The sequence below is a fragment of the Streptomyces sp. SudanB5_2050 genome, from assembly GCF_964272335.1.
Lineage (GTDB): Bacteria > Actinomycetota > Actinomycetes > Streptomycetales > Streptomycetaceae > Streptomyces > Streptomyces rochei.
On record NZ_OZ186760.1, the window covers coordinates 1,739,256 to 1,762,162 of the forward strand.

A 22,907-nucleotide genomic window follows, 5' to 3' on the forward strand; every position below is an offset into this window, starting at 1 on the left:
AACGTACGGTGCCCCTGTGACGTTCCGCCCTTTCCACCGGGAAACGTCCGACTCACTCGTGTGCCGGGGTCACATCCCGGCGATCAGCTTCTCCACCCGGTCGTCCACCGAACGGAACGGGTCCTTGCACAACACGGTGCGCTGCGCCTGGTCGTTGAGCTTGAGGTGGACCCAGTCGACGGTGAAGTCCCGCCGCTGCTCCTGCGCACGCCGGATGAAGTCGCCGCGCAGCCGCGCCCGGGTGGTCTGCGGCGGCACGGACTTGCCCTCGAAGATCTTCAGGTCGTTGGCGACCCGGGCGGCCTGGCCCTTCTTCTCCAGCAGGTAGTAGAGACCACGACGACGGTGGATGTCGTGGTAGGCGAGGTCTATCTGCGCGACCCTCGGGTGCGACATGGTCATGTTGTGCTTGGCCCGGTACCGCTCCAGGAGCTTGTACTTCATGACCCAGTCGATCTCGGTGTCGATGCGGTCGAGGTCCTCGTTCTCGATCGCCTCCAGCGTGCGGCCCCACAGCTCCAGCACCCGCTCCACCGTGCCGGTGCGGATGCCGCGGCGCTCGCAGAAGTCCACCGCCTTCTCGTAGTACTCCCGCTGCACCTCCAGGGCGGACGCCTCGCGTCCGCTGGCCAGCCGCACCTTCCGCCGACCGGTGATGTCGTGGCTGACCTCGCGGATCGCCCGGATCGGGTTCTCCAGGGTCAGGTCGCGCATCACCGTGCCCGCCTCGATCATGCGCAGCACCAGATCGGTGGCGCCGACCTTCAGCAGCATGGTCGTCTCGGACATGTTCGAGTCGCCCACGATGACGTGCAGGCGCCGGTAGCGCTCCGCGTCCGCGTGCGGCTCGTCACGCGTGTTGATGATGGGCCGCGAGCGGGTGGTCGCCGAGGAGACCCCCTCCCAGATGTGCTCGGCCCGCTGACTGACGCAGTACACGGCACCCCGCGGCGTCTGCAGCACCTTGCCCGCGCCGCACAGCAGCTGCCTGGTCACCAGGAACGGGATGAGGATGTCCGCGAGCCGCGAGAACTCCCCGTGCCGGGCCACGAGGTAATTCTCGTGACAGCCGTAGGAGTTGCCGGCGGAGTCGGTGTTGTTCTTGAAGAGGTAGACGTCGCCCGCGATTCCCTCCTCGTGCAGGCGTCGTTCGGCGTCCACCAGGAGTCCTTCGAGAATGCGCTCGCCCGCCTTGTCGTGGGTGACGAGTTCGATCACGTTGTCGCATTCGGGTGTGGCGTATTCCGGATGCGATCCCACGTCGAGATAGAGGCGGGCCCCGTTGCGCAGAAAGACATTGCTGCTGCGGCCCCATGACACGACACGGCGGAAGAGGTACCGCGCCACCTCGTCAGGCGACAGGCGGCGCTGTCCCCTGAACGTGCACGTGACGCCGTACTCGTTCTCCAGCCCGAAAATGCGGCGGTCCATGACTGAACATTACGCCTGATGACCCGAACTGAAACGGGGTTCGACGGCACGGTTCGGATCATTTTCCGATGAAGCCGCAACCACCGCCCCCCGCACGGGAGCTGCGAGGACCCGCCCGGTACCGGCCAGGACGAGCAGGGAGACGACGCCCGCCGCGCCCGGCACGGCGAACCCCCACAGCACCCCGCCGTGCTCCACCACCGGCCCCGCCACGCCCGTCCCCACCGAGGCCCCCACCGTGAAGGTCGTCACCAGCCACGAGAACGCCTCCGTCACCGTCCCCCGCGGCGCGTGCAGATCGACGAGGACGAACGCACAGGCGATGCACGGCGCGAGGAAGACCCCCGCGACCACGGTGAGCGCCACCATCGCCACCACCCCCGGCGTCAGCGTCAACGGCAGGTAGCACACCGCCAGAAGCGCCACCAGCAGCCGCAGCCGCCGCGCCGGATCGCCGGTCCACCGCCGCGCCCCGTACACGACCCCGCCCACCAGCGCGCCCAGCCCCAGAGCGGCCATCAGCCAGCCGTAGACGGCGTCACCACCGTGCTCGTCCGCGTACGGCACCGCCGCCACGGTGATGGAGCCGAGCGCCATCCCGATGAACAGGAAGGCCCCCAGCAGCGCCAGCAGCCCCGGCGCCCGCAGAGCACCCAGCCAGTGCGCCTCCCGCGGCGCCGACCGCCACGCCCGCGAAGGCGGCGACACCACCACGGACAGCGCCCCGAGGACACCCACCGCGTTCAGCACCAGCAGCGCCGCCTGCGGCGACCACAGCGACACGCACACCGTCACCAGCAGCGGCCCGACCGTGAACATGACCTCCTGGGCCACCGCGTCCATCGCGTACGCCGTGTGCACCTGGTCCTCCTCGCGGAGCACACTGGGCCACAGCGCCCGCAGGCCGCCCTCCAGCGGCGGCGTGAACAGGCCGGCGGCCCCCACCGAGAGGTACGCCACGGCCACCGGATCGGTCCCGGCGAGGGCGAAGACGCCCATGGCCAGCGCCGACAGCACCGCGGCCGGCAACTGCACCCGCGGCTGCCCGTACAGGTCCACCAGCCGCCCCAGCACCGGCTGGCCCACCGCGTTGGCGACGCCGTACACCGCGGCGAGCGCGCCCGCGAGGCTGTACGAACCGCCCTCCGCGCGCACGAACAGCACGATCGCGATCGCGGCCGTCGCGTTGGGCAGCCGCCCCACGAGCGTGCCGACCAGCAGCCGGACGGCGTGCCGCGCCCGAAGAATGTCCAGGTACCCGGCGACCACGACCAGCCCCTTCCCGACGAACCCCATCAAGTTTTACGTATAACGTGCTCCGTCATACGTACCATGGCGCCTGTTCACGAGTCCAGACGAAAGCGCAGGCGAACGGTGGCACGAGGCAGCACCCGCCCCACCAGCCGGGACGTCGCCCAGGCCGCCGGCGTCTCCCAGGCCGCCGTCTCCCTGGTCCTCGGCGACAAGTGGCGCGGCCGGGTCTCGGAACCCACCGCACAACGGGTCCGCGACGCCGCCCGCCGGCTCGGCTACCGCCCCAACCTCGCCGCCCGCAACCTCCGCCTCGGCCGCACCCGCACCGTCCTGCTGGTCGTCCCCGCCCTCACCACGGAGTTCTTCGCGGAGGTCTACACCGGCGCCGCACGCGTCGCCGCCCAGCACGGCTTCGGAGTGGTCCTCTACCCCTCCCCCGAAGGCGTCGGCCCCGCCAGAGACCCCTTCGCCTCCGCCCAGGCCGCCCTCGACGGCGTCATCGCCTCCTCCATGGCCGCCGACGCCCTCACCGCCATCCGCGGCGACCAGCTCCCCCTGGTCATGCTGGACAGCGACCCCGAAGGCAGCCTCGGCGCCGCGACCGTCAACCTCGACATCACCGACGGCATCCGCCAGGTCGCCGAACACCTGCTCGCCCTCGGCCACCGCCGCTTCCTGCACCTCGCGGCCGACGTCCCCTCCTGGACCTTCGAGATCCGCGCCCGCGCACTGGCCGCACGACTGGCGGACACCCCCGGCACCACCCTGCGCACCGCCCGCGCCCCCATCTCCGTCGACGGCGCCCTGGCCGCCACCGAGACCGCGCTCGCCGCCCCCGGCCCCCGGCCCACCGCACTCGTCTGCGACGACGACAAACTGGCCGTCGGCGCCTACAAGGCCGCCCGGCGCGCCGGACTCCGCGTCCCCGACGACCTCTCCGTCACCGGCCTCGACGACCTCGGCCTCGCCACCGCCATCGACCCCGAACTGACGACCGTCCGCCTCGACGCGGAACTCTTCGGCGAACGCGGCATGCGCGCCCTGCTCGCCGTCATGGAGGGGCAGACGCCCGAGGAAGGCGACATCCCCGTCCACCTGGTCGTACGAGGCTCCACCGCACCGCCACCGCACGACTGAGCGGCGCCGGGCACCCCTGGCACCCGACGCCGCTCGAAGCCCTCACCCAGCGGCTCCCGCTACTCCTCGGCCTTGCCGCCGTCCTCGTCCTCGTCCTCGTCCGGCAGCGACAGATCTTCCGTACCGGCACCCGAGTCCAGCAGCCGCGACAGCTGCGCGCCCACGATCCGCTTGAACTTCCGCTTCTGCGGCCGCGTACGGTCCAGCACCGCGACCTCCAGCCGCTCCGCCGGAATCTCCCGCTCACTGCCGTTCGTGTCCCGCGACAGCGCCTGCACCGCCAGCTTCAGCGCCTCGGCCAGCGTCATGTCGTCACGGTGCCGCTGATCCAGGTAGCCGCTGATCTGCTCGGCGTTGCCCCCGACCGCGACCGAACCGTGCTCGTCCACGATCGAACCGTCGTGCGGCAGCCGGTAGATCTGGTCCCCGTCGGCGGTGTCACCGACCTCGGCGACGACCAGCTCCACCTCGTACGGCTTCTCGGCCTGACTGGAGAAGATCGTGCCCAGCGTCTGCGCGTAGACGTTGGCCAGACCGCGAGCCGTCACATCGTCCCGGTCATAGGTGTAACCCCGCAGGTCGGCGTAGCGCACACCGCCGATCCGCAGATTCTCGTACTCGTTGTACTTACCGGCGGCCGCGAAGCCGATCCGGTCATAGATCTCGCTGAACTTGTGCAGCGCACGGGACGGGTTCTCGCCGACGAACACGATGCCGTCGGCGTACTGCAGCACGACCAGGCTGCGGCCACGGGCGATGCCCTTGCGGGCGTACTCCGCCCGGTCCGCCATCGCCTGCTGGGGTGAGACATAGAACGGCGTCGACACCGGTTATCCGTCCCTTTCTGGAGAAGTCACTGAACCACCTGACAACACGACCGACCGCGCCCGCTACAGCAACGCGGCCCGCGGGCCGTCGGGCTGCTCCAGCCGCCGCTCCAGCACCGAGCGGGCGAGTCCCGAAGCCTCGTCCTCACTCAGCCGGCGGAAGCCGTCCTCGGTGATCACAGTGATGATCGGGTAGATCCGGCGCGCGACATCGGGACCACCGGTCGCCGAGTCGTCGTCCGCCGCGTCGTACAGCGCCTGCACCACGAGCGTCGTGGCCTGCTCCTCGGTCAGGTCGTCCCGGTAGAGCTTCTTCATAGCGCCACGGGCGAAGATCGACCCCGACCCGGTGGCCGCGTAGCTCTGCTCCTCCGACCGCCCGCCCGTCACGTCGTACGAGAAGATGCGACCCCGGCCGCGGTCCACGTCGTAACCGGCGAACAGCGGCACCACGGCCAGCCCCTGCATCGCCATGCCCAGATTCGAACGGATCATCGTCGACAGACGGTTCGCCTTGCCCTCCAGGGACAGCTGGGCGCCCTCGACCTTCTCGAAGTGCTCCAGCTCCAGCTGGAACAGCTTCACCATCTCCACGGCCAGACCCGCCGTGCCGGCGATGCCCACCGCCGAGTACTCGTCGGCCGGGAAGACCTTCTCGATGTCCCGCTGGGCGATCATGTTGCCCATCGTGGCCCGCCGGTCACCGGCGAGGACCACGCCTCCGGGGAACGTCACCGCCACGATCGTCGTCCCGTGCGGCGCCTCGACGACGCCCTGCACCGGCGGCAGCTGCCGGTTGCCCGGGAGCAGCTCGGGCTGGTGCTCACCGAGGAAGTCCATGAAGGAGGAGGACCCAGGCGTCAGGAAGGCAGCTGGTAGACGCCCGGTGCTACGAGTGTTGGCTTCCACGCGATTCCTTCCACGTAAGCTGCAGCCCGCCTTATGGCATCGGGCCGATCCTTGAACTGCCCCAGGGCTGCGTTGCAGCTGAAGCACAGTACGCCACGGACCCTACCCGTCCCGTGGCAGTGATCCACATGTGCGGCGGGGGCCGCGGGACCGAGCCACGCGAGCGCGGCAGCGGGTCCGCGGGTCGTCACGCGGCTCGGTCGGCGGCGAAGGCCGCCCGCGGTGTGACCTCTCCCCACCGCGAGCAGCGCTTCTCCACGTGCCCCTCCCCTACTGACCCCCACAGTCGTCCTTCGTCGCGAAGGCGGACGCGGCCTACTGGCCGCCCTTTTGCACGAAGGAACGCACGAAGTCCTCGGCGTTCTCTTCCAAGACATCGTCGATCTCGTCCAGGACGGAGTCCACGTCGTCGTTCAGCTTCTCCTGGCGTTCCTTGAGGTCCTCGGAAGCCTGCGCGTCCTGCGCCTGCTCCTCGACCTCCTCGTTGGACCGGGTGGCCTTCTGCTGCCCGCCGCCGGTGTCCTTGGTCGCCATAACCCTCACCCCGCTCGGTTCGCCCGACACAGTTGCTCGGTCAAGATCAGACCCTACAAGCCGGGTCCGACATCGGCCCCGCGTTTCTCCAACGAACGGGGGCCATCTCGATGGTTCCCGGACGGGGTGGGTTTCCACCCCGTCCGACGATCTCGTTCGTGTACCCGTTCCGCGCGCTCACCCGCCGGTCAGGACCCTGACCAGGTCTTCCGCGGTGCGGCAGCGGTCCAGCAGCTCCTTGACGTGATTACGCGTTCCGCGAAGCGGTTCCAGGGTTGGGACCCGCTGGAGGGAGTCCCGGCCCGGCAGATCGAAGATCACCGAGTCCCAGGAGGCCGCCGCGACGTCGTCCGCGTACTGCTCCAGGCAGCGTCCGCGGAAGTAGGCGCGGGTGTCCTCCGGCGGCTTGGTGCGGGCCCGCTCGACCTCGGTCTCGTCCAGGAGCCGCTTGATGCGGCCCCGCTCCACCAGTCGGTTGTAGAGGCCCTTGTCGGGCCGTACGTCGGCGTACTGGAGGTCGACGAGGTGCAGCCGGGCGGCGTCCCAGTCGAGGTCGTCGCGGCGCCGGTAGCCCTCCATGAGTTCCCGTTTGGCGACCCAGTCGAGTTCGCCGGCGAGGCTCATCGGGTCGTTCTCGAGCCGGTTGAGGGTGTCCTCCCAGCGGCCGAGGACGTCCTTGGTCTGGTCGTCGACGTCGGCGCCGTAGCGTTCCTCCACGTATTTGCGGGCCAGCTCGTAGTACTCCATCTGGAGCTGTACCGCGGTGAGCGTGCGGCCGCTGCGGAGGGTGACCAGGCGCTTCAGGGACGGGTCGTGGGAGACCTGGTGGAGGGTGCGTACGGGCTGGTCGACGGCGAGGTCGACGGCGATGAAGCCGTCCTCGATCATGGAGAGGACCAGGGCGGTCGTGCCCAGTTTCAGGTAGGTGGAGATCTCCGACAGGTTGGCGTCGCCGATGATCACGTGGAGGCGCCGGTACTTCTCGGCGTCGGCGTGGGGCTCGTCGCGGGTGTTGATGATGGGCCGCTTGAGCGTGGTCTCGAGGCCGACCTCGACCTCGAAGTAGTCGGCGCGCTGACTGATCTGGAAGCCGTGTTCGTGGCCGTCCTGGCCGATGCCGACGCGGCCGGCGCCGGTGAAGACCTGGCGGGAGACGAAGAAGGGCGTCAGGTGGCGCACGATGTCCGAGAAGGCGGTCTCCCGCTTCATCAGGTAGTTCTCGTGCGTGCCGTAGGAGGCGCCCTTGTTGTCGGTGTTGTTCTTGTAGAGGTGGATGGGCTGGGCGCCGGGCAGCTGGGCGGCCCGTTCCGCGGCCTCGGCCATGATCCGTTCGCCGGCCTTGTCCCAGAGGACGGCGTCGCGGGGGTTGGTGACCTCGGGGGCGCTGTACTCGGGGTGGGCGTGGTCGACGTAGAGCCGTGCTCCGTTGGTGAGGATGACGTTGGCGAGGCCGATGTCCTCGTCGGTGAGCTGGCTGGAGTCGGCGGCCTCCCGGGCGAGGTCGAAGCCTCGCGCGTCCCGCAGCGGATTCTCCTCCTCGAAGTCCCAGCGGGCCCGGCGGGCCCGGTGCATCGCCGCCGCGTAGGCGTTGACGATCTGGGACGAGGTGAGCATGGCATTGGCGTTGGGGTGGCCGGGGACGGAGATCCCGTACTCGGTCTCGATGCCCATTACTCGCCGTACGGTCATGCGGCCCTCCTTGCCCGGCGGTGCCCGTGGTGGGCGCCGCTCAAGTACCGCTGGCGCTCCGATGCGTGTGCGGTGCCCGTCCCCGCACTGCGCGACTCGGCGGTACGGAAGAGCCTAGAACGCCTTTGCGCTGGTGGGGAGATCATTTGCGGCATTGCCTTGCTCCAGTCGGGGCTCCGGAAAACAGTCGGCTGCGGGTACCCATCGAGGGCACCCGCAGCCGCCCCGCCTTTTACAGGTATTGTCCGGTGTTCGCCACCGTGTCGATGGAGCGTCCGGTGTCGGCGCCCTGCTTTCCGGTGACGAGCGTACGGATGTACACGATCCGTTCGCCCTTCTTTCCGGAGATGCGGGCCCAGTCGTCCGGGTTGGTGGTGTTGGGCAGGTCCTCGTTCTCCTTGAACTCGTCCACGCAGGCCTGGAGGAGGTGGGAGACGCGGAGGCCCTTCTGGTTCTTCTCGAGGAAGTCCTTGATCGCCATCTTCTTGGCGCGGCCCACGATGTTCTCGATCATGGCGCCGGAATTGAAGTCCTTGAAGTAAAGGACTTCCTTGTCGCCGTTGGCGTAGGTGACTTCCAGGAAGCGATTCTCCTCGGATTCGGCGTACATCTGTTCCACCGCCGTCTGGATCATGCTCTGGACGGTGGCCGCCTTGTCCTTGTCGTGCTCGGCGAGGTCGTCGACGTGGAGCGGGAGGCGCTCGGTGAGGTACTTGCCGAAGATGTCCTTGGCCGCCTCGGCGTCCGGACGTTCGATCTTGATCTTCACGTCGAGCCGGCCGGGGCGCAGGATGGCGGGGTCGATCATGTCCTCGCGGTTGGAGGCACCGATGACCACCACGTTCTGCAGGCCCTCGACGCCGTCGATCTCGGCGAGCAGCTGCGGGACGATGGTGTTCTCCACGTCCGAGCTGACGCCGGAGCCGCGGGTGCGGAAGAGGGATTCCATCTCGTCGAAGAAGACGATGACGGGGGTGCCCTCGCTGGCCTTCTCGCGGGCTCGCTGGAAGACGAGGCGGATCTGCCGCTCGGTCTCGCCGACGTACTTGTTGAGGAGCTCGGGTCCCTTGATGTTGAGGAAGAAGCTCTTGCCGGCGGCCTGGCCGGTGACCTCGGCGACCTTCTTGGCCAGCGAGTTGGCGACCGCCTTGGCGATGAGTGTCTTGCCGCATCCGGGGGGGCCGTAGAGCAGGACGCCCTTGGGCGGGCGCAGCTCGTGCTCCTTGAAGAGGTCGGGGTAGAGATAGGGGAGCTCGACCGCGTCGCGGATCATCTCGATCTGTCCGCCGAGGCCGCCGATCTGCTCGTAGCCGATGTCGGGAACCTCTTCGAGGACGAGTTCCTCGACCTCGCTCTTGGGGACGACCTCGTAGACGTATCCGGAGCGGGGCTCGAGCAGGAGGGCGTCGCCGGGGCGGATGGTGACGCCGAGCAGGGGCTCGGCGAGTCGTACCACGCGCTCTTCGTCGGTGTGCCCGAGCACGAGGGCTCGCTCGCCGTCCTCCAGGATCTCCTTGAGGGTGACGATGTCGCCGACGCTCTCGTACTCCATGGCCTCGACCACGTTGAGCGCTTCGTTGAGCATCACTTCCTGGCCGCGCCGTAGCTCGTCGAGCTCGACGCTCGGGCTGACGTTCACCCGGAGTTTGCGGCCGCCGGTGAAGATGTCGGCGGTGTCGTCCTCATTGGCCTGCAGGAAGACGCCGAAGCCGGCCGGTGGCTGGGCCAGCCGGTCGACTTCCTCCTTGAGGGCCACGATCTGGTCGCGGGCCTCGCGGAGGGTGCTGGCGAGTCGCTCGTTCTGGGCGGACACGCCGGCCAGATTGGTCTGCAGTTCGACGATCCGCTCTTCGAGAATTCTCGTGTGTCGCGGAGATTCGGCGAGCTTGCGTCGCAGGACGGCGATCTCCTGCTCAAGGTAGGCCACCTGCCCGGCCGGGTCGTCGGACCCGCGTCCCGGGCGGATGCCGCGGTTCATGTCGTCGTCGTGGGCTGCCACGGTCCTCACCTCCTCCAAGGGGAGCTGGACGCTTCCAGACCCTACCTGGGTGGGTGTCGATTGAAACCCCTAGATCACAAAGACTGTCGGGGTGTGTCCGATCTTCACCCTTGCGCTCTCCCTCACGCCAGGGGAATACCCACGGAACGTGGATGGAACCCAGGCGGGGGTAGGGTCGAAGTGTTCAACACCCGTCAGAGCTGGCCGGATTCCCGAACGGCTCGACGCAGGAAACGGCAGGAAAGACATGAGCGTGCAGCAGGAGGCCGGAGTCGAGGGCGAGGCCCTGGAGGTCTGGATCGACCAGGACCTGTGTACCGGTGACGGCATCTGCGCGCAGTACGCGCCGGAGGTGTTCGAGCTGGACATCGACGGTCTGGCGTATGTGAAGGGCGCGGACGACGAGCTGCTGCAGAGCCCGGGGGCGGCAACGCCCGTGCCGCTGCCGCTTCTCACGGACGTGGTCGACTCCGTGAAGGAGTGTCCGGGCGAGTGCATCCACGTACGTCGGGTTTCGGACAGGGCCGAGGTCTTCGGCCCGGACGCAGAGTGACCGAATCGTGACTCGATCCGCACCCTCGGTGACGAGTGTGCGGCGGGTCACACCATCTGTCTCAGGGGCACCGGTCAGACGGTGCGTGCCTGGGAGGGTGTGTCGCGGACGAACGTGCCGTTCTTCCACTGCCACTTCACCTCGTCGGTGACGTCGGGGCAGCAACTGGGCACGTCGGCCGAGGAGTAGCCGAGGAGCGTGGCGTGGATCTCGCCGTCACGCAGGGCGAAGTCGGTGACCGTCCGGCGGTCGGCCGGATCCACGAGGGTGGCGACGACGCGGGGCTTGCCGTCGTCCGCGCGGGTGAGGACGTACACGCCGTCGGGCGGGGTGCCCATGGGCGCGTCGCAGTGGACGACGGCCGCCGTCTCGGGCCGTCCGTCGCCGTCGAGGTCGCCGGTGGCCTTCTTCTGGACCACGGCGTCGACGGGGCCGCACTGGAGGGGGAACGTGACGGCGCCCGGGTCGGGCGGCGCGGCGTGCGCGGGGGCCTGCTTCGACTCGGTGCCGTGGGGCTGGGCCGCCGTCGCGGCGTCGGGCTGCAGGACCGAGGAGAGGGCGACCACCGCGGCGAGCGCTGTGGCGGTGGCGACCCAGTGGATGGGGCGGGTGTGCGTGTGGGACAGGTCCGGAACGGCGGGGTGCTGCACGAGGAGTGTCTCCTGTGAGGGCTGTGCCGGCGGGGGGTGGCCAGCATCGTGCCACACGTCACAGTGCGGGGGAACGGCGGGGTGGGTATCCGGAATGATTCCCCGGTCCCGCCCCACCCGGCGCGGCCCGGCCCCTCTCGTCGCGGGTGGGGCAATGCGGCGACGCCGTGGTGGAGTTCCCGGTGCGGTCGGGGAACTCCACCACGGCGTCGGTGCGTTGTGCGGGCCAGGGGCCGTCTCAGCGGCCGGAGCCTCCGCCGGCGTTGGGGCCGTCGTAGTCCTCGCCGTAGGCGCCCTTGGCGGGGCGGCGGCGGCGCATGGGCGGTTCGACGCCGTCGGCGAGGCGGCGGGCGGTGAGCAGGAAGCCGGTGTGGCCGATCATCCGGTGGTCCGGGCGGACGGCGAGGCCCTCCACGTGCCAGTTGCGGATCATGGTCTCCCAGGAGGTCGGCTCGTTGAAGCAGCCGATCTCGCGGATGGACTCGACGGTCCGGGCGAGCTGGGTGGTGGTGGCCACGTAGCAGCAGAGGATGCCGCCGGGCACGAGTGCCTTCTTGACGACGTCCAGGCACTCCCAGGGGGCGAGCATGTCGAGGATGACGCGGTCGACGTCGGTGTCGGACAGGTTGTCCTGGAGGTCGCCGACGGTGAGCTGCCAGGCGGGGTGCGGGCCGCCGAAGTAGCGCTCCACGTTCTGCCTCGCGATGTCGGCGAAGTCCTCGCGGCGCTCGTAGGAGTGCAGCATGCCCTGGTCGCCGATGGCGCGCAGCAGGAAGCTGCTGAGGGAGCCGGAGCCGACGCCCGCCTCCACGACGCGGGCGCCGGGGAAGATGTCGGCGAAGGCGAGGATCTGCCCCGCGTCCTTCGGGTAGACGACGGCTGCCCCGCGGGGCATGGACAGGACGTAGTCGGGGAGCAGGGGGCGCAGCGCGAGGTAGGCGACGTTCCCGGTGGTGCGGACAACGCTGCCCTCGGGAGCGCCGATCAGTTCGTCGTGGGGGAAGGAACCCTTGTGGGTGTGGAAGTTCTTCCCGGCCTCGAGCGTGAACGTGTAGTGGCGGCCCTTGGGGTCGGTCAGCTGAACCTGGTCCCCGACCTTGAAGGGCCCGCGCCTGCGGGCGGCACCGGTCGGTTCGGACATGTGACCAGCCTACCGGTCCCCGGCGGGGCCGCCGACCACCGCTCGGGGAGGGCGGTGGTCAGGAGGGGCGGGCCATCGCCTTGACGAAGGCGCGCTCGACGTCGGCGGCGGAGAGGACGCCGTAGATCTCGCCGGTCTCCTCGACGACGAGGTACTCGGTCGCCGGGTTGGCGCGCAGGGCGTCGAGCAGTTCCTCGCCGGACAGCTCGGCGGAGACGCGCATGCCGTCGGTGAGGTCCTGGGCGAGCCCGCTGACCGGCACCCAAGGGCGGCGGTGCTCCGGTACGCCGACGATGGCGGCCTCGCGGACCAGGGAGACGGGGACGCCTTCGGCGTCGACGACGACGAGGGCGCGGGCCCCGGAGGCGTTGGCGCGGCGCAGTGCCTCGGAGAGCGGGGTGTCGGCGGAGACGGGGACGGCGCGCCGGGTGAGAGCGCGGGCGCGCAGCTCGGGCAGGTGCTCGCGCAGGCGGGCCATGCGGAGGCTGTTGCCGGCGCCGGTCCAGATGATCGCGGCCAGGATGGCGGCGAGCAGGGCGTCCAGGACGGTGTCCATGCCGACGTCGTCGGCGGACTCGCTGCCGAGCGACTGGGTGAGCAGCGGCAGGCCGATCAGTACGGCGATGGCGAGGGCGCGGCCGACCCAGGCGGCGGCGACGGTGCCGCTCATCGGCTTGCCGGTGAGCTTCCAGACGACGGCGCGGAGCATCCGGCCTCCGTCGAGGGGGAGGCCGGGCAGCAGGTTGAAGGCGGCCACGAGGAGGTTGGAGACCATCAGGCCGGCGAGCAGGACGCCCGGTACCGAGTCGGGTGCGACGGGCAGCAGGGCGGCGTAGAAGACACCGGCGAGGACCAGGGAGAGCAGGGGGCCCACGAAGGCCAGCATGAACTCCCGGCCCGGGGTTTCGGCCTCCTTCTCGATCTCGGAGACGCCGCCGAAGAACTGGAGCTGGATGCGGCGCACCGGGAGCTTGAAGCGGAGGGCGGCGACGGTGTGGGCCAGCTCGTGGACGAGGACGGAGGCGTAGAAGGCGACCGCGAAGAAGAGGGAGACCAGGTAGCGGGCGGCGCCCAGCTCGGGCAGGACGCGGTCGAGCTGGCCGCCGAACACCCAGGTGATCAGGGCGGCGACCAGGAACCAGCTGGGTGCGACGTACACGGGTACGCCGAAGGGCCGGCCCATCAGCAGCCCTCCGCCGGGCTCCGGCCGCCGCTGCGGGGGCCGGCCCGGCCCGGTGCCGCCTTCGCGGTGGGCGTCGGGGCGGGCGTGCTGGGCGGGGGCGGGGCCGGGGTGGGTGCCGTGGGCGTCGGGGCGGGTGCCGTGGGCGCCGTGACCCGGGTGCGCGGGCGTGGGCGGGTGCGCGGGGTGGTCGTCGGTGCGGGGCGGTGTGGGCCGCGGGGCCGGGTCGGGGTTTGGGGTCGGCTCCGGTGCCCGGGCCGGATGCGGCGCCTGGGACGGCTGCGGCCCCTGGGACGGCTGCGGTTCGGGGGCCGGATTCGGGGTGTCGGAACCGGGGGACTTTCGGCCGGGCTCGCCGTGCGCGGGGGCGGTGCCTTCGGGGGCCGCCGCCGGAGGCTCGCCCGGGGGCTCGGTGCCCGGCGCCTTCCGCGGCGGTGGCTGGGGGGCCGGGGTCTCGGCGCCCGACGGCTCCCGAGCGGGGCCGAGGGGGCCGGGGGACTCCGGAGTCGCCGCGTCGGCACCGGTCGGCCCGGCGGGCGACGGCTCGGGCCGGGGGTCCTGGGAGCGCGGGCCGGAGTCGGGCGCCGCGGCGCCCGGCGAACCGGTGCCGGGTGAGTGCGGGTCCGCCGCGGGGACGGTGCCGTCCGTGCCGGGTGCCGGCGAGCGGTCACCGGTGGCGTCGGCCGCTCCGGCGGGCTCGCCGTGGGCGCCCCCCGACGTCCGGGGCCGGTCCGCGGGCCGGTCCCCGGGCGGGCCGGAGTCCGCGGGCTCCGGCCGGGCGGAGCCGGTGGCCGGGGCGGTGGGTGCCGCCTGGGGCTCGGCCGACTCGTCGTTGCCGGGGCGCGGCTGCCCGCTCCCGCCGCTCACGTCCACGGTGTCCCCTCGTTCGAAGCGTCCCCCGCGCCTGCCGGGCGGGAGGGTTCTCGTGTCGATGGTATGCGTCCGACGCGGTCCGTTCCGCCCCGGCACCCCTCTGGTTCCCTTTCGTCACAGGGGTAAGGGCCGCGGACTGGGTCGCTGTCAGTGTCGGGCCGTAAGGTCTGTGGGCATGGAGACGAGCATCGAGGATGTCGCCGAGGACGCCGGCGCACCGGCCGGACCGGCGGCCACGACGGCGGTCCGCGCCGGCGCCGTGACGGACACCGCGGCCACGGCCTCCGGGGCGGCGCCGGTGCCGACCTCGGTGCCGGTGGCGCCCGCCTCGCTCTCGCCGTCCCGGGCCGGCGACTTCATGCAGTGCCCGCTGCTGTACCGGTTCCGGGTCATCGACCGCCTCCCGGAGAAGCCGAGCGAGGCCGCGACGCGGGGCACCCTGGTGCACGCGGTGCTGGAGCGGCTCTTCGACGCACCGGCGGCCGAGCGCACCCCGCCGCGGGCGAAGGCCCTGATCCCGGGCCAGTGGGACCGGCTGCGGGAGAGCCGCCCCGAGCTGGGCGAGCTGTTCGCCGACGACCCGGAGGGCGAGCGCATGGCCCAGTGGCTGGGCGAGGCGGAGCGGCTCGTCGAGCGCTGGTTCACGCTGGAGGACCCGAGCAGGCTGGAGCCCGCCGAGCGGGAGCTGTTCGTCGAGGCCGAGCTGGACTCGGGGCTGCGGCTGCGCGGCATCATCGACCGGGTCGACGTCGCGCCCACCGGGGAGGTGCGCATCGTCGACTACAAGACGGGCAAGGCGCCCCGGCCCCAGTACGCCGAGGGCGCGTTGTTCCAGATGAAGTTCTACGCGCTGGTGGTCTGGCGGCTGAAGAAGGTCGTCCCGCGGCGTCTCCAGTTGGTGTACCTGGGCAGTGGTGACGTGCTCACGTACGACCCGGTCCTGGCCGACCTGGAGCGGGTCGAGCGCAAGCTGCTGGCGCTGTGGGAGGCCATCCGGCTGGCGACCGAGACCGGTGACTGGCGGCCGCGTCCCACCAAGTTGTGCGGCTGGTGCGACCACCAGGCCCACTGCCCCGAGTTCGGCGGTACTCCCCCGCCCTACCCGCTGCCGGTGAGGGCGGCCGAGTCCGGCGGTGCCGAGCAGGGCAGAATGGGGCCGGACTAGCGAAGGAGACTTACGTGGCCATCCGCGTCCTACTGGTCGACGACCAGCCGCTGCTGCGCACGGGCTTCCGCATGATCCTGGAGGCCGAGCAGGACCTCGCGGTCGTCGGCGAGGCCGGAGACGGCCTCCAGGCGCTCGACCAGGTGCGTGCGCTCCAGCCCGATGTCGTGCTCATGGACATCCGCATGCCGCGGATGGACGGTGTGGAGGCGACCCGGCAGATCACCGGACCCGAGCGGGACGGCCCGGCCAAGGTGCTGGTGCTGACCACCTTCGACCTCGACGAGTACGTGGTGGAGGCGCTGAAGGCGGGCGCCAGCGGCTTCCTCCTGAAGGACGCCCCGGCGGGCGAACTGGTCCAGGCGATCCGCGTGGTGGCGAACGGCGAGGCGATGCTCGCGCCGAGCATCACCCGCCGGCTGCTGGACAAGTACGCCACGCATCTGCCCTCCGGGGAGGAGCCGGTGCCGGACACCCTGCACACGCTGACCGAGCGTGAGGTGGAGGTGCTGAAGCTGGTGGCCCGCGGCCTGTCCAACGCGGAGATCGCCGCCGACCTGTTCGTCAGCGAGACGACGGTCAAGACGCACGTGGGCCATGTGCTGACCAAGCTGGGCCTGCGCGACCGGGTGCAGGCCGCGGTGTACGCGTACGAAAGCGGTCTGGTGCGGCCCGGCGCCCAGTAGGCGCGGCGGTAGCGCGAAGGGCGCCCCTCCGAACAGGAGGGGCGCCCTTCGGCGTCGGGTCCGGCGGGTCAGCCGCTCACGCCCCGGCCCAGCTCCCACACCTGGAGCGTGGAGGAGGAGTTGAGCAGGTAGGCCGTGCCCGTGATGTCGTCCCGGGCGGCCACGTACTGCTTGCCCTGCCACAGCGGGATGAGCGGGACGTCGATCGCGGTGATGTCCTGGATCCGGTTGAGGCTGTCCGCGGCGGAGAGCCGGTCCGCCTCGCGACGGGACTCGGGGATCAGCGTGTTGCGGATCTCCGTGTTCGTGTACGGCGAGTTGAGGGTGTTGTCCTTGTCGAGGAACGGCGCCGTGAAGCTGTCGGCGTCCGGGAAGTCGGGGAACCAGCCCATGCCGAAGACGTCGTACTCGCCCTTCAGCTCCGCCGGGCGGAACTTGTCCCAGGGCTGGCCCTCGATGGCGACGTCGAAGAGACCGCTGTCGTTGAGCTGCTTCTGCAGGACCTCGAACTCCTGCTTGGTCGCGGCTCCGTAGTGGTCCGTCGTGTAGTGCATCGTCAGCTTCACCGGCGTCTCGATGCCCGCGTCCTCCAGCTGGGCCTTGGCCTTGGCCACGCTGGGGTCGCCGTACTTGTTGAAGAACGAGTTGGAGTGACCGGTGACGCTGGCCGGGACCATCGAGTACAGCGGCTCGGCCTGGGAGCCGTAGACCTCGGAGACGAGTGCGCTGCGGTCGATGAGCTGGGCCATGGCCTGGCGGACGGCCTTGTTCTTGACCGTCGGCGCGTCCGTGTTGAAGCCCAGGTAGCGGATCTCCAGACCGGCCACCTCGATCAGGTCGACCTCGCTGTCCGTGGAGGTGGAGAGCTTCCGGATCTGCTCCGGCGTCATGGCGCGGGTCATCACGTCGATGTCGCCCTTGTCGAGCGCGGCGCCCATGGCGTCGGCGTCCTCGAAGGAGGCGACCTCGACCTTCTCGTTGTTCACCTTGAGGCTCCCCTTGTACTCGGGGTTCTTGGTGAACACGGCCTTGGTCATGACGTCGCCGTCGACCTCGGCCTTCATCGTGTACGGCCCGGAGCCGTCCAGCTCGAAGCCCTCGCGCAGCTTGTCCTTCGCGTAGACGTCCTTGTTGACGATGCCGGCGACCGGGGTCGACAGCTTGTACGGGAAGGTGGCGTCCGCGGTGTTGAGGTGGAAGATGACCTCGCGGTCGCCCTGCGTCTCGACGGTGTCGACGGTCGACAGGAGGCCGTAGACCTGGCTGTCGGCCTTGATGGACAGGGCGCGTTCGATGGAGTACTTCACGTCCTCCGCGGTGATGGCGTCGCCGTTGGCGAACTTCAGGCCGTCACGCAGGGTGCACGCGTAGCGCTCGTTGCCGGTGTCGGTGAATCCGCACTTCTCGGCGGCCTCGGGCACGGGTTCACCGTCGCCGCGGGGCTGGATCATCAGGGTCTGCGTGGTCTGACGCAGGATGTTCCAAGTGCCGACATCGTAGGCGAACGCCGGGTCGAGGGGCGCGGGCGCGTCCTTCGAGGCGGTGAACCGGTCCGTGGTGCCGACGACGATCGCGTCCCCGCCGCCACTGCCGCCGTCGGACCCGCCACAGGCGGCGAGTACCGGCGCGAGCAGGCCGACGGCGGCCGGCAGCACCAAAGTCTTGCGGTTCATGCTCGAGTTTCTCCAGAGCTGTCGGTCCGTGTATCCGGCATGCAGGGGTGTCGCGGCGGATCACGGGGGTAGTGGCCGATGTTCTCGCGACGAGATTAGTCCGCGCCCGCACGGGGGTTCGCAGGCACCGGAGTTGGACGCTCATCACGGAGCGAAACCGGGTGTGGACACACCGAAAACCCGACAGTGGAAGGATTAGTGCAGGGTTTCACCAATCAGGACACATGGGCACCTCGACAACGTTCGCCAAGCGCCGGGCAGCACACCCCCACCCACCTGTCGACCCCTTCACAGGTGGCGAACGTCACATTTCCGCGAGGCGCGGTGGGGTCTTGATTCGGTCATGGGGAACGGCGGAATTTCCCCGCACCGGAGACGATCTCGTCCACTGCTCCGCCCCTGTGGGCGTCTTGGGAAAGGCCGCCGTAAACACCGCCGCACGCTGGGTGAAGGTCTAGCGCATTCGCGTCATCAGACCGCGCAGGAATGTCAGGTTCACGTCTTCCAGCGAACCGACGACCGTACGCCGGGCGGCCGGGGAGATGGGCGCGACCGAGGGCACGGCCACGACGTGGCAGCCCGCGGCCTCAGCGGCGGCGACACCGGTCACGGTGTCCTCGACGACGGCGCACCGGGCGGGGTCCACGCCCAGTCCGGCCGCGGCGGCCAGGTACGGGTCCGGGTGCGGCTTGGTCCGCGGCACCTCGTCGCCGGCCACGGTCAGATCGAAGTGCTGGGGGCCCAGCGAGGCCAGCACGCGGTCGATGACGCGCCGGTGGGACGCGGAGACCAGGGCCGTCGGGATCTCGTGCGCGGACAGCTCCGCGAGCAGCCGGGCGGCGCCCGGCATCAGCGGCAGGGAGCGGCCGATGCGCTCCTCGAAGCCGTCGTTGAGCAGCACGCTCAGCTCGGCGAGGGTGATGTCGGCCCCGGTGGCCTCGATCAGGAAACCGGCGCTGCGGCTCATCGGGCCGCCGACGACCACGTGCCGCCAGGAGTCGTCGAGGGTGTGGCCGAGGGAGGCGAAGACCTCGACCTCGACGTCCCACCAGAAGCCCTCGGTGTCCACGAGGGTGCCGTCCATGTCGAGGAGCACGGCCTGCAGGGCGGAGCCTTCGGCCGTACGGGTTCCGAGCGCGGGGACCGTACTGGTCATCCACGTACCTCCTTGAAGGGACGATCAGGCCGGTCCCCATGACGGGGACCGGCCTGCGGTGGACCGACCAGTGTACGTCCTGCGGGACGGAGACGCCTGATGTGGCCCGTGGAGCGGTACAAAGCCCCAGCGGTACGGACCCTCAGCGGGCGTTGAAGTACTTCGCCTCCGGGTGGTGGATGACGATGGCGTCGGTGGACTGCTCGGGGTGGAGCTGGAACTCCTCCGACAGGTGGACGCCGATACGCTCCGGCCGGAGCAGGTCGGCGATCTTGGCACGGTCCTCCAGGTCCGGGCAGGCGCCGTAGCCGAGGGAGAAGCGGGCGCCCCGGTACTTGAGGGCGAACATGTCCTCCATCTGGGCCGGGTCCTCGCCGCCGAAGCCGAGTTCGGCGCGCACCCGGGCGTGCCAGTACTCGGCGAGGGCCTCGGCGAGCTGGACGGACAGGCCGTGCAGTTCGAGGTAGTCCCGGTAGGCGTTGGCCTGGAACATCCGGGCGGTCTCCTCGCCGATGCGGGAGCCGACGGTGACGACCTGGAAGCCGACGACGTCCCGCTCGCCGGACTCCTCCGGGCGGAAGAAGTCGGCCAGGCACAGACGCCGGCCGCGGCGCTGGCGGGGGAAGGTGAAACGGGTGCGCTCGTTGCCGTCGTCGTCGAGGATGATCAGGTCGTCGTCCTTGGAGACGCAGGGGAAGTAGCCGTGGACCACGGCCGCCTCCAGCAGGTTCTCCGTCTGGAGCCGGTCCAGCAGGCCGCGCAGGCGCGGCCGGCCCTCGGTCTCGACCAGTTCCTCGTAGGAGGGGCCCTCGCCGGTGCGGGCCTGCTTCAGCCCCCACTGGCCCTTGAAGAGGGCGCCCTCGTCGAGCCAGGACGCGTACTCCTTGAGCTGGATGCCCTTGATGACGCGGGTGCCCCAGAAGGGCGGCTCGGGGACGGGGTTGTCGGTGGCGACGTCCGAGCGGACGTGTCCTTCCTCGGGCCGCTCCTCGATCTCGACGGTGGCGGCCCGTACCCGGCGCTGCTTCAGTTCGGGCAGCTTGGCGCCGGGCACGCCCCGCTTGATGCCGATCAGGGCGTCCATGAGCCGCAGGCCCTCGAAGGCGTCGCGGGCGTAGCGGACCTCGCCGTCGTAGACCTCGTGCAGGTCCTGCTCGACGTAGGCCCGGGTGAGCGCGGCGCCGCCGAGGATGACGGGGTAGTCGGCGGCCAGGCCCCGCTGGTTGAGCTCCTCCAGGTTCTCCTTCATGATCACCGTGGACTTGACCAGGAGCCCGGACATGCCGATGACGTCGGCCCGGTGCTCGTCGGCCGCCTCCAGGATGGCCGAGACCGGCTGCTTGATGCCGAGGTTGACGACGTTGTAGCCGTTGTTCGACAGGATGATGTCGACGAGGTTCTTGCCGATGTCGTGGACGTCGCCGCGGACGGTGGCCAGCACGATGGTGCCCTTGCCCTGGTCGTCGGTCTTCTCCATGTGCGGCTCCAGGTGGGCCACCGCGCTCTTCATGACCTCGGCGGACTGGAGCACGAACGGCAGCTGCATCTGCCCGGAGCCGAAGAGTTCGCCGACGACCTTCATGCCGTCCAGCAGGGTCTCGTTGACGATGTCGAGGGCGGGACGCTCCTGGAGCGCCTCGTCCAGGTCCTGCTCCAGGCCGTTGCGCTCGCCGTCGATGATGCGGCGCTTGAGGCGCTCGTCGAGCGGCAGCGCGGCCAGTTCCTCGGCCTTGGACGCCTTGAGCGACTTGGCGGTGGCGCCCTCGAAGAGCTGCATCAGCTTCTGCAGCGGGTCGTAGCCCTCGCGGCGGCGGTCGTAGATCAGGTCGAGGGCGGTGGTGACCTGTTCCTCGTCGAAGCGGGCGATCGGGAGGATCTTGCTGGCGTGCACGATCGCCGAGTCCAGGCCGGCCTTGACGCACTCGTCCAGGAAGACGGAGTTGAGCAGGATGCGCGCCGCCGGGTTGAGGCCGAAGGAGATGTTGGACAGGCCCAGCGTGGTCTGCACGTCGGGGTGGCGCCTCTTCAGCTCGCGGATGCCCTCGATGGTGGCCACGCCGTCCTTGCGGGACTCCTCCTGGCCGGTGCAGATGGTGAAGGTGAGGCAGTCGACGAGGATGTCCGACTCGTGGATGCCCCAGTTGCCGGTGAGGTCGGCGATCAGCCGTTCGGCGATCTCGACCTTCTTCTCGGCGGTGCGGGCCTGGCCCTCCTCGTCGATGGTCAGGGCGATCAGCGCGGCGCCGTGTTCCCGGGCCAGCTCGGTGACGCGCGCGAACCGGGACTCGGGGCCGTCGCCGTCCTCGTAGTTGACCGAGTTGATCACCGCGCGGCCGCCGAGCTTCTCCAGGCCGGCCCGGATGACGTCGACCTCGGTGGAGTCCAGCACGATGGGGAGCGTGGAGGCGGTGGCGAAGCGGCCGGCCAGTTCCTCCATGTCGGCGACGCCGTCCCGGCCGACGTAGTCGACGCAGAGGTCGAGCATGTGGGCGCCCTCGCGGATCTGGTCGCGGGCCATCTCCACGCAGTCGTCCCAGCGGCCCTCGAGCATGGCCTCGCGGAACTTCTTGGAACCGTTGGCGTTGGTGCGCTCGCCGATGGCCAGGTACGAGGTGTCCTGGCGGAAGGGCACGGTCTGGTACAGCGAGGCGGCGCCGGGCTCGGGCCGCGGGTGCCGCTCGGTGGGGGCGGCACCCCCGACCCGCTCGACGACCTGGCGCAGGTGCTCGGGGGTGGTGCCGCAGCAGCCGCCCACCAGGGACAGGCCGTACTCGCGCACGAAGGTCTCGTGGGCGTCGGCCAGCTCGGGCGCGGTCAGCGGGTAGTGGGCGCCGTCCTTGCCGAGGACGGGCAGACCGGCGTTGGGCATGCAGGTCAGCGGGATGCGCGAGTGGCGGGCGAGGTAGCGCAGATGCTCGCTCATCTCGGCCGGGCCGGTGGCGCAGTTCATGCCGATCATGTCGATGCCGAGGGGCTCCAGCGCGGTGAGCGCGGCGCCGATCTCGGAGCCCAGCAGCATGGTGCCGGTGGTCTCGACGGTCACGGAGACGATGACGGGCAGGTCCAGGCCCAGGGCCTCGAGGGCGCGCCGGGCGCCGAGCACGGACGCCTTGGTCTGGAGCAGGTCCTGCGTGGTCTCCACCAGCAGCGCGTCGGCGCCGCCCGCGACCAGGCCCTCGGCGTTGCGCTGGTAGGCGTCGCGCAGGACGGTGTACGGGGCGTGGCCGAGCGTGGGCAGCTTGGTGCCGGGGCCGATGGAGCCGAGGACCCAGCGCTGCCGTCCGTCGCGGGCGGCGAACTCGTCGGCGACCTCGCGGGCGACCCGCGCGCCGGCCTCGGACAGTTCGTGGACGCGCTCGGGGATGTCGTACTCGCCGAGGGCGGAGTGGTTGGCGCCGAAGGTGTTGGTCCCGACGCAGTCGACGCCGGCCGCGAAGTACTCCTCGTGGACCGAGCGGACGATGTCGGGCCGGGTCACGTTCAGGACCTCGTTGCACCCCTCCAGCTGCTGGAAGTCGTCCAGCGAGGGGTTCTGCGCCTGGAGCATGGTGCCCATCGCGCCGTCGGCGACCACGACTCGCGTGGCGAGGGCCTCTCGGAGGGCGGACACGCGGGTCCGGGTGTCGGCGGACGGGGTGGACGGCGACGAGGCCATGAAGGGGCTCCCTAGGATGCGACGGCTGTCGGCTTTGCGCCTGCCCGGTCCGTCCGCGGGGGACGTTCCGGGGAGAACGCACGCCGCCAGGGTAGCCGGGACCGGAGGCCGGTGGTCGCGGCGTCCACGAGACGGACGAGGATGGCGGGTCGGACGGCCGCCGAAGGGGTGACTCTCCGGCCGGCGGGGCCCCGCCGGGACTCGCCGGAACTCCGACGTGGCTCCGGGGCGGCTCCGGCGCGGCGACGCGGGCGAGCCGCCCGGTCACTGTGCGGGCCCGGCCTCCGGACGCCGGGTTCGAGGCGATCGGAACCGGCCGGAGTGCAACAGTTGCCCGCCGACCATTAGCGGGAGGTCGGCATGGACCGGTAGTGTTCGGCATTGCCGAACGACGT

At 70.6% G+C, this 22,907-nt stretch carries 17 protein-coding genes and 1 pseudogene; 4 read left to right on the plus strand and 14 right to left on the minus strand.

Going from position 1 to position 22,907, the window contains the following annotated elements:
• Positions 1–69: 69 nt before the first annotated feature.
• Together pafA and ACFZP7_RS07720 are read right to left on the minus strand one after the other, a co-directional pair.
• A complete protein-coding gene (gene pafA, locus ACFZP7_RS07715; protein WP_019325224.1) occupies positions 70–1,431 on the minus strand; it encodes a Pup--protein ligase in 1,362 nt (453 codons plus the stop codon).
• Positions 1,432–1,440: 9 nt separating this feature from the next.
• A complete protein-coding gene (locus tag ACFZP7_RS07720) occupies positions 1,441–2,700 on the minus strand; it encodes an MFS transporter (RefSeq protein WP_029393204.1) in 1,260 nt (419 codons plus the stop codon).
• 105 nt (positions 2,701–2,805) lie between these two features.
• On the opposite strand from ACFZP7_RS07720, the gene ACFZP7_RS07725 reads away from it, so the two are divergent.
• Entirely contained in the window at positions 2,806–3,822 is a 1,017-nt protein-coding gene (locus tag ACFZP7_RS07725; protein ID WP_385634123.1) for a LacI family DNA-binding transcriptional regulator, read from the plus strand.
• 59 nt (positions 3,823–3,881) lie between these two features.
• On the opposite strand, the gene prcA is transcribed toward ACFZP7_RS07725, so the two are convergent.
• The 6 genes and pseudogenes from prcA to arc form a co-directional block, all read right to left on the minus strand.
• Positions 3,882–4,649, minus strand: coding sequence for a proteasome subunit alpha (prcA, locus tag ACFZP7_RS07730; protein WP_385634124.1), 768 nt, complete (start codon positions 4,647–4,649; stop codon positions 3,882–3,884).
• Positions 4,650–4,712: 63 nt separating this feature from the next.
• Entirely contained in the window at positions 4,713–5,558 is an 846-nt protein-coding gene (gene prcB, locus ACFZP7_RS07735) for a proteasome subunit beta (RefSeq protein WP_031016651.1), read from the minus strand.
• Positions 5,510–5,704 (minus strand): annotated as a pseudogene (locus ACFZP7_RS07740) (endonuclease VII domain-containing protein); the annotation flags it as partial. The gene prcB and the pseudogene ACFZP7_RS07740, both read right to left, overlap by 49 nt.
• Before the next feature lie 169 nt (positions 5,705–5,873).
• The gene (locus ACFZP7_RS07745) at positions 5,874–6,092 is read right to left on the minus strand and encodes a ubiquitin-like protein Pup (protein WP_019325229.1); all 219 of its coding nucleotides are present in this window, start codon (positions 6,090–6,092) and stop codon (positions 5,874–5,876) included.
• A gap of 177 nt (positions 6,093–6,269) precedes the next feature.
• Positions 6,270–7,781, minus strand: coding sequence for a depupylase/deamidase Dop (dop, locus tag ACFZP7_RS07750; protein WP_175437946.1), 1,512 nt, complete (start codon positions 7,779–7,781; stop codon positions 6,270–6,272).
• Positions 7,782–8,013: 232 nt separating this feature from the next.
• Positions 8,014–9,780 (minus strand): proteasome ATPase, encoded by a 1,767-nt coding sequence (gene arc, locus ACFZP7_RS07755; RefSeq protein ID WP_019325231.1) that lies wholly within the window; start codon positions 9,778–9,780, stop codon positions 8,014–8,016.
• A gap of 247 nt (positions 9,781–10,027) precedes the next feature.
• On the opposite strand from arc, the gene ACFZP7_RS07760 reads away from it, so the two are divergent.
• Positions 10,028–10,333 (plus strand): ferredoxin, encoded by a 306-nt coding sequence (locus ACFZP7_RS07760; protein WP_019325232.1) that lies wholly within the window; start codon positions 10,028–10,030, stop codon positions 10,331–10,333.
• A gap of 74 nt (positions 10,334–10,407) precedes the next feature.
• On the opposite strand, the gene ACFZP7_RS07765 is transcribed toward ACFZP7_RS07760, so the two are convergent.
• The 3 genes from ACFZP7_RS07765 to ACFZP7_RS07775 all read right to left on the minus strand — a co-directional run bounded on the left by ACFZP7_RS07765 (position 10,408) and on the right by ACFZP7_RS07775 (position 14,177).
• Positions 10,408–10,983: a hypothetical protein gene (locus ACFZP7_RS07765; protein ID WP_019325233.1), complete on the minus strand. Its 576-nt coding sequence runs from the start codon at positions 10,981–10,983 to the stop codon at positions 10,408–10,410.
• 238 nt (positions 10,984–11,221) lie between these two features.
• Positions 11,222–12,124, minus strand: coding sequence for a tRNA (adenine-N1)-methyltransferase (locus tag ACFZP7_RS07770; RefSeq protein WP_019325234.1), 903 nt, complete (start codon positions 12,122–12,124; stop codon positions 11,222–11,224).
• Positions 12,125–12,182: 58 nt separating this feature from the next.
• Positions 12,183–14,177 carry a site-2 protease family protein gene (locus ACFZP7_RS07775; protein ID WP_385634125.1) on the minus strand — a complete coding sequence of 665 codons (1,995 nt, stop codon included), beginning with the start codon at positions 14,175–14,177 and terminating at the stop codon, positions 12,183–12,185.
• A 175-nt stretch (positions 14,178–14,352) separates the two neighbouring features.
• Here ACFZP7_RS07775 and ACFZP7_RS07780 point away from each other — a divergent pair, with 175 nt between their 5' ends.
• Positions 14,353–15,342: a RecB family exonuclease gene (locus ACFZP7_RS07780; RefSeq protein WP_385634126.1), complete on the plus strand. Its 990-nt coding sequence runs from the start codon at positions 14,353–14,355 to the stop codon at positions 15,340–15,342.
• A 14-nt stretch (positions 15,343–15,356) separates the two neighbouring features.
• Entirely contained in the window at positions 15,357–16,028 is a 672-nt protein-coding gene (locus tag ACFZP7_RS07785) for a response regulator transcription factor (RefSeq protein ID WP_019325237.1), read from the plus strand.
• 68 nt (positions 16,029–16,096) lie between these two features.
• Here the strand turns inward: ACFZP7_RS07785 and ACFZP7_RS07790 are convergent, their stop codons facing one another.
• From ACFZP7_RS07790 to metH, 3 genes are all read right to left on the minus strand, one after another.
• Positions 16,097–17,701, minus strand: a complete 1,605-nt coding sequence (locus ACFZP7_RS07790) for an ABC transporter substrate-binding protein (protein ID WP_046248523.1) — start codon at positions 17,699–17,701, stop codon at positions 16,097–16,099.
• A 454-nt stretch (positions 17,702–18,155) separates the two neighbouring features.
• Positions 18,156–18,857: an HAD family phosphatase gene (locus ACFZP7_RS07795; RefSeq protein ID WP_019325239.1), complete on the minus strand. Its 702-nt coding sequence runs from the start codon at positions 18,855–18,857 to the stop codon at positions 18,156–18,158.
• A gap of 142 nt (positions 18,858–18,999) precedes the next feature.
• Positions 19,000–22,512 carry a methionine synthase gene (metH, locus tag ACFZP7_RS07800; RefSeq protein ID WP_031016665.1) on the minus strand — a complete coding sequence of 1,171 codons (3,513 nt, stop codon included), beginning with the start codon at positions 22,510–22,512 and terminating at the stop codon, positions 19,000–19,002.
• Positions 22,513–22,907 lie beyond the last annotated feature (395 nt).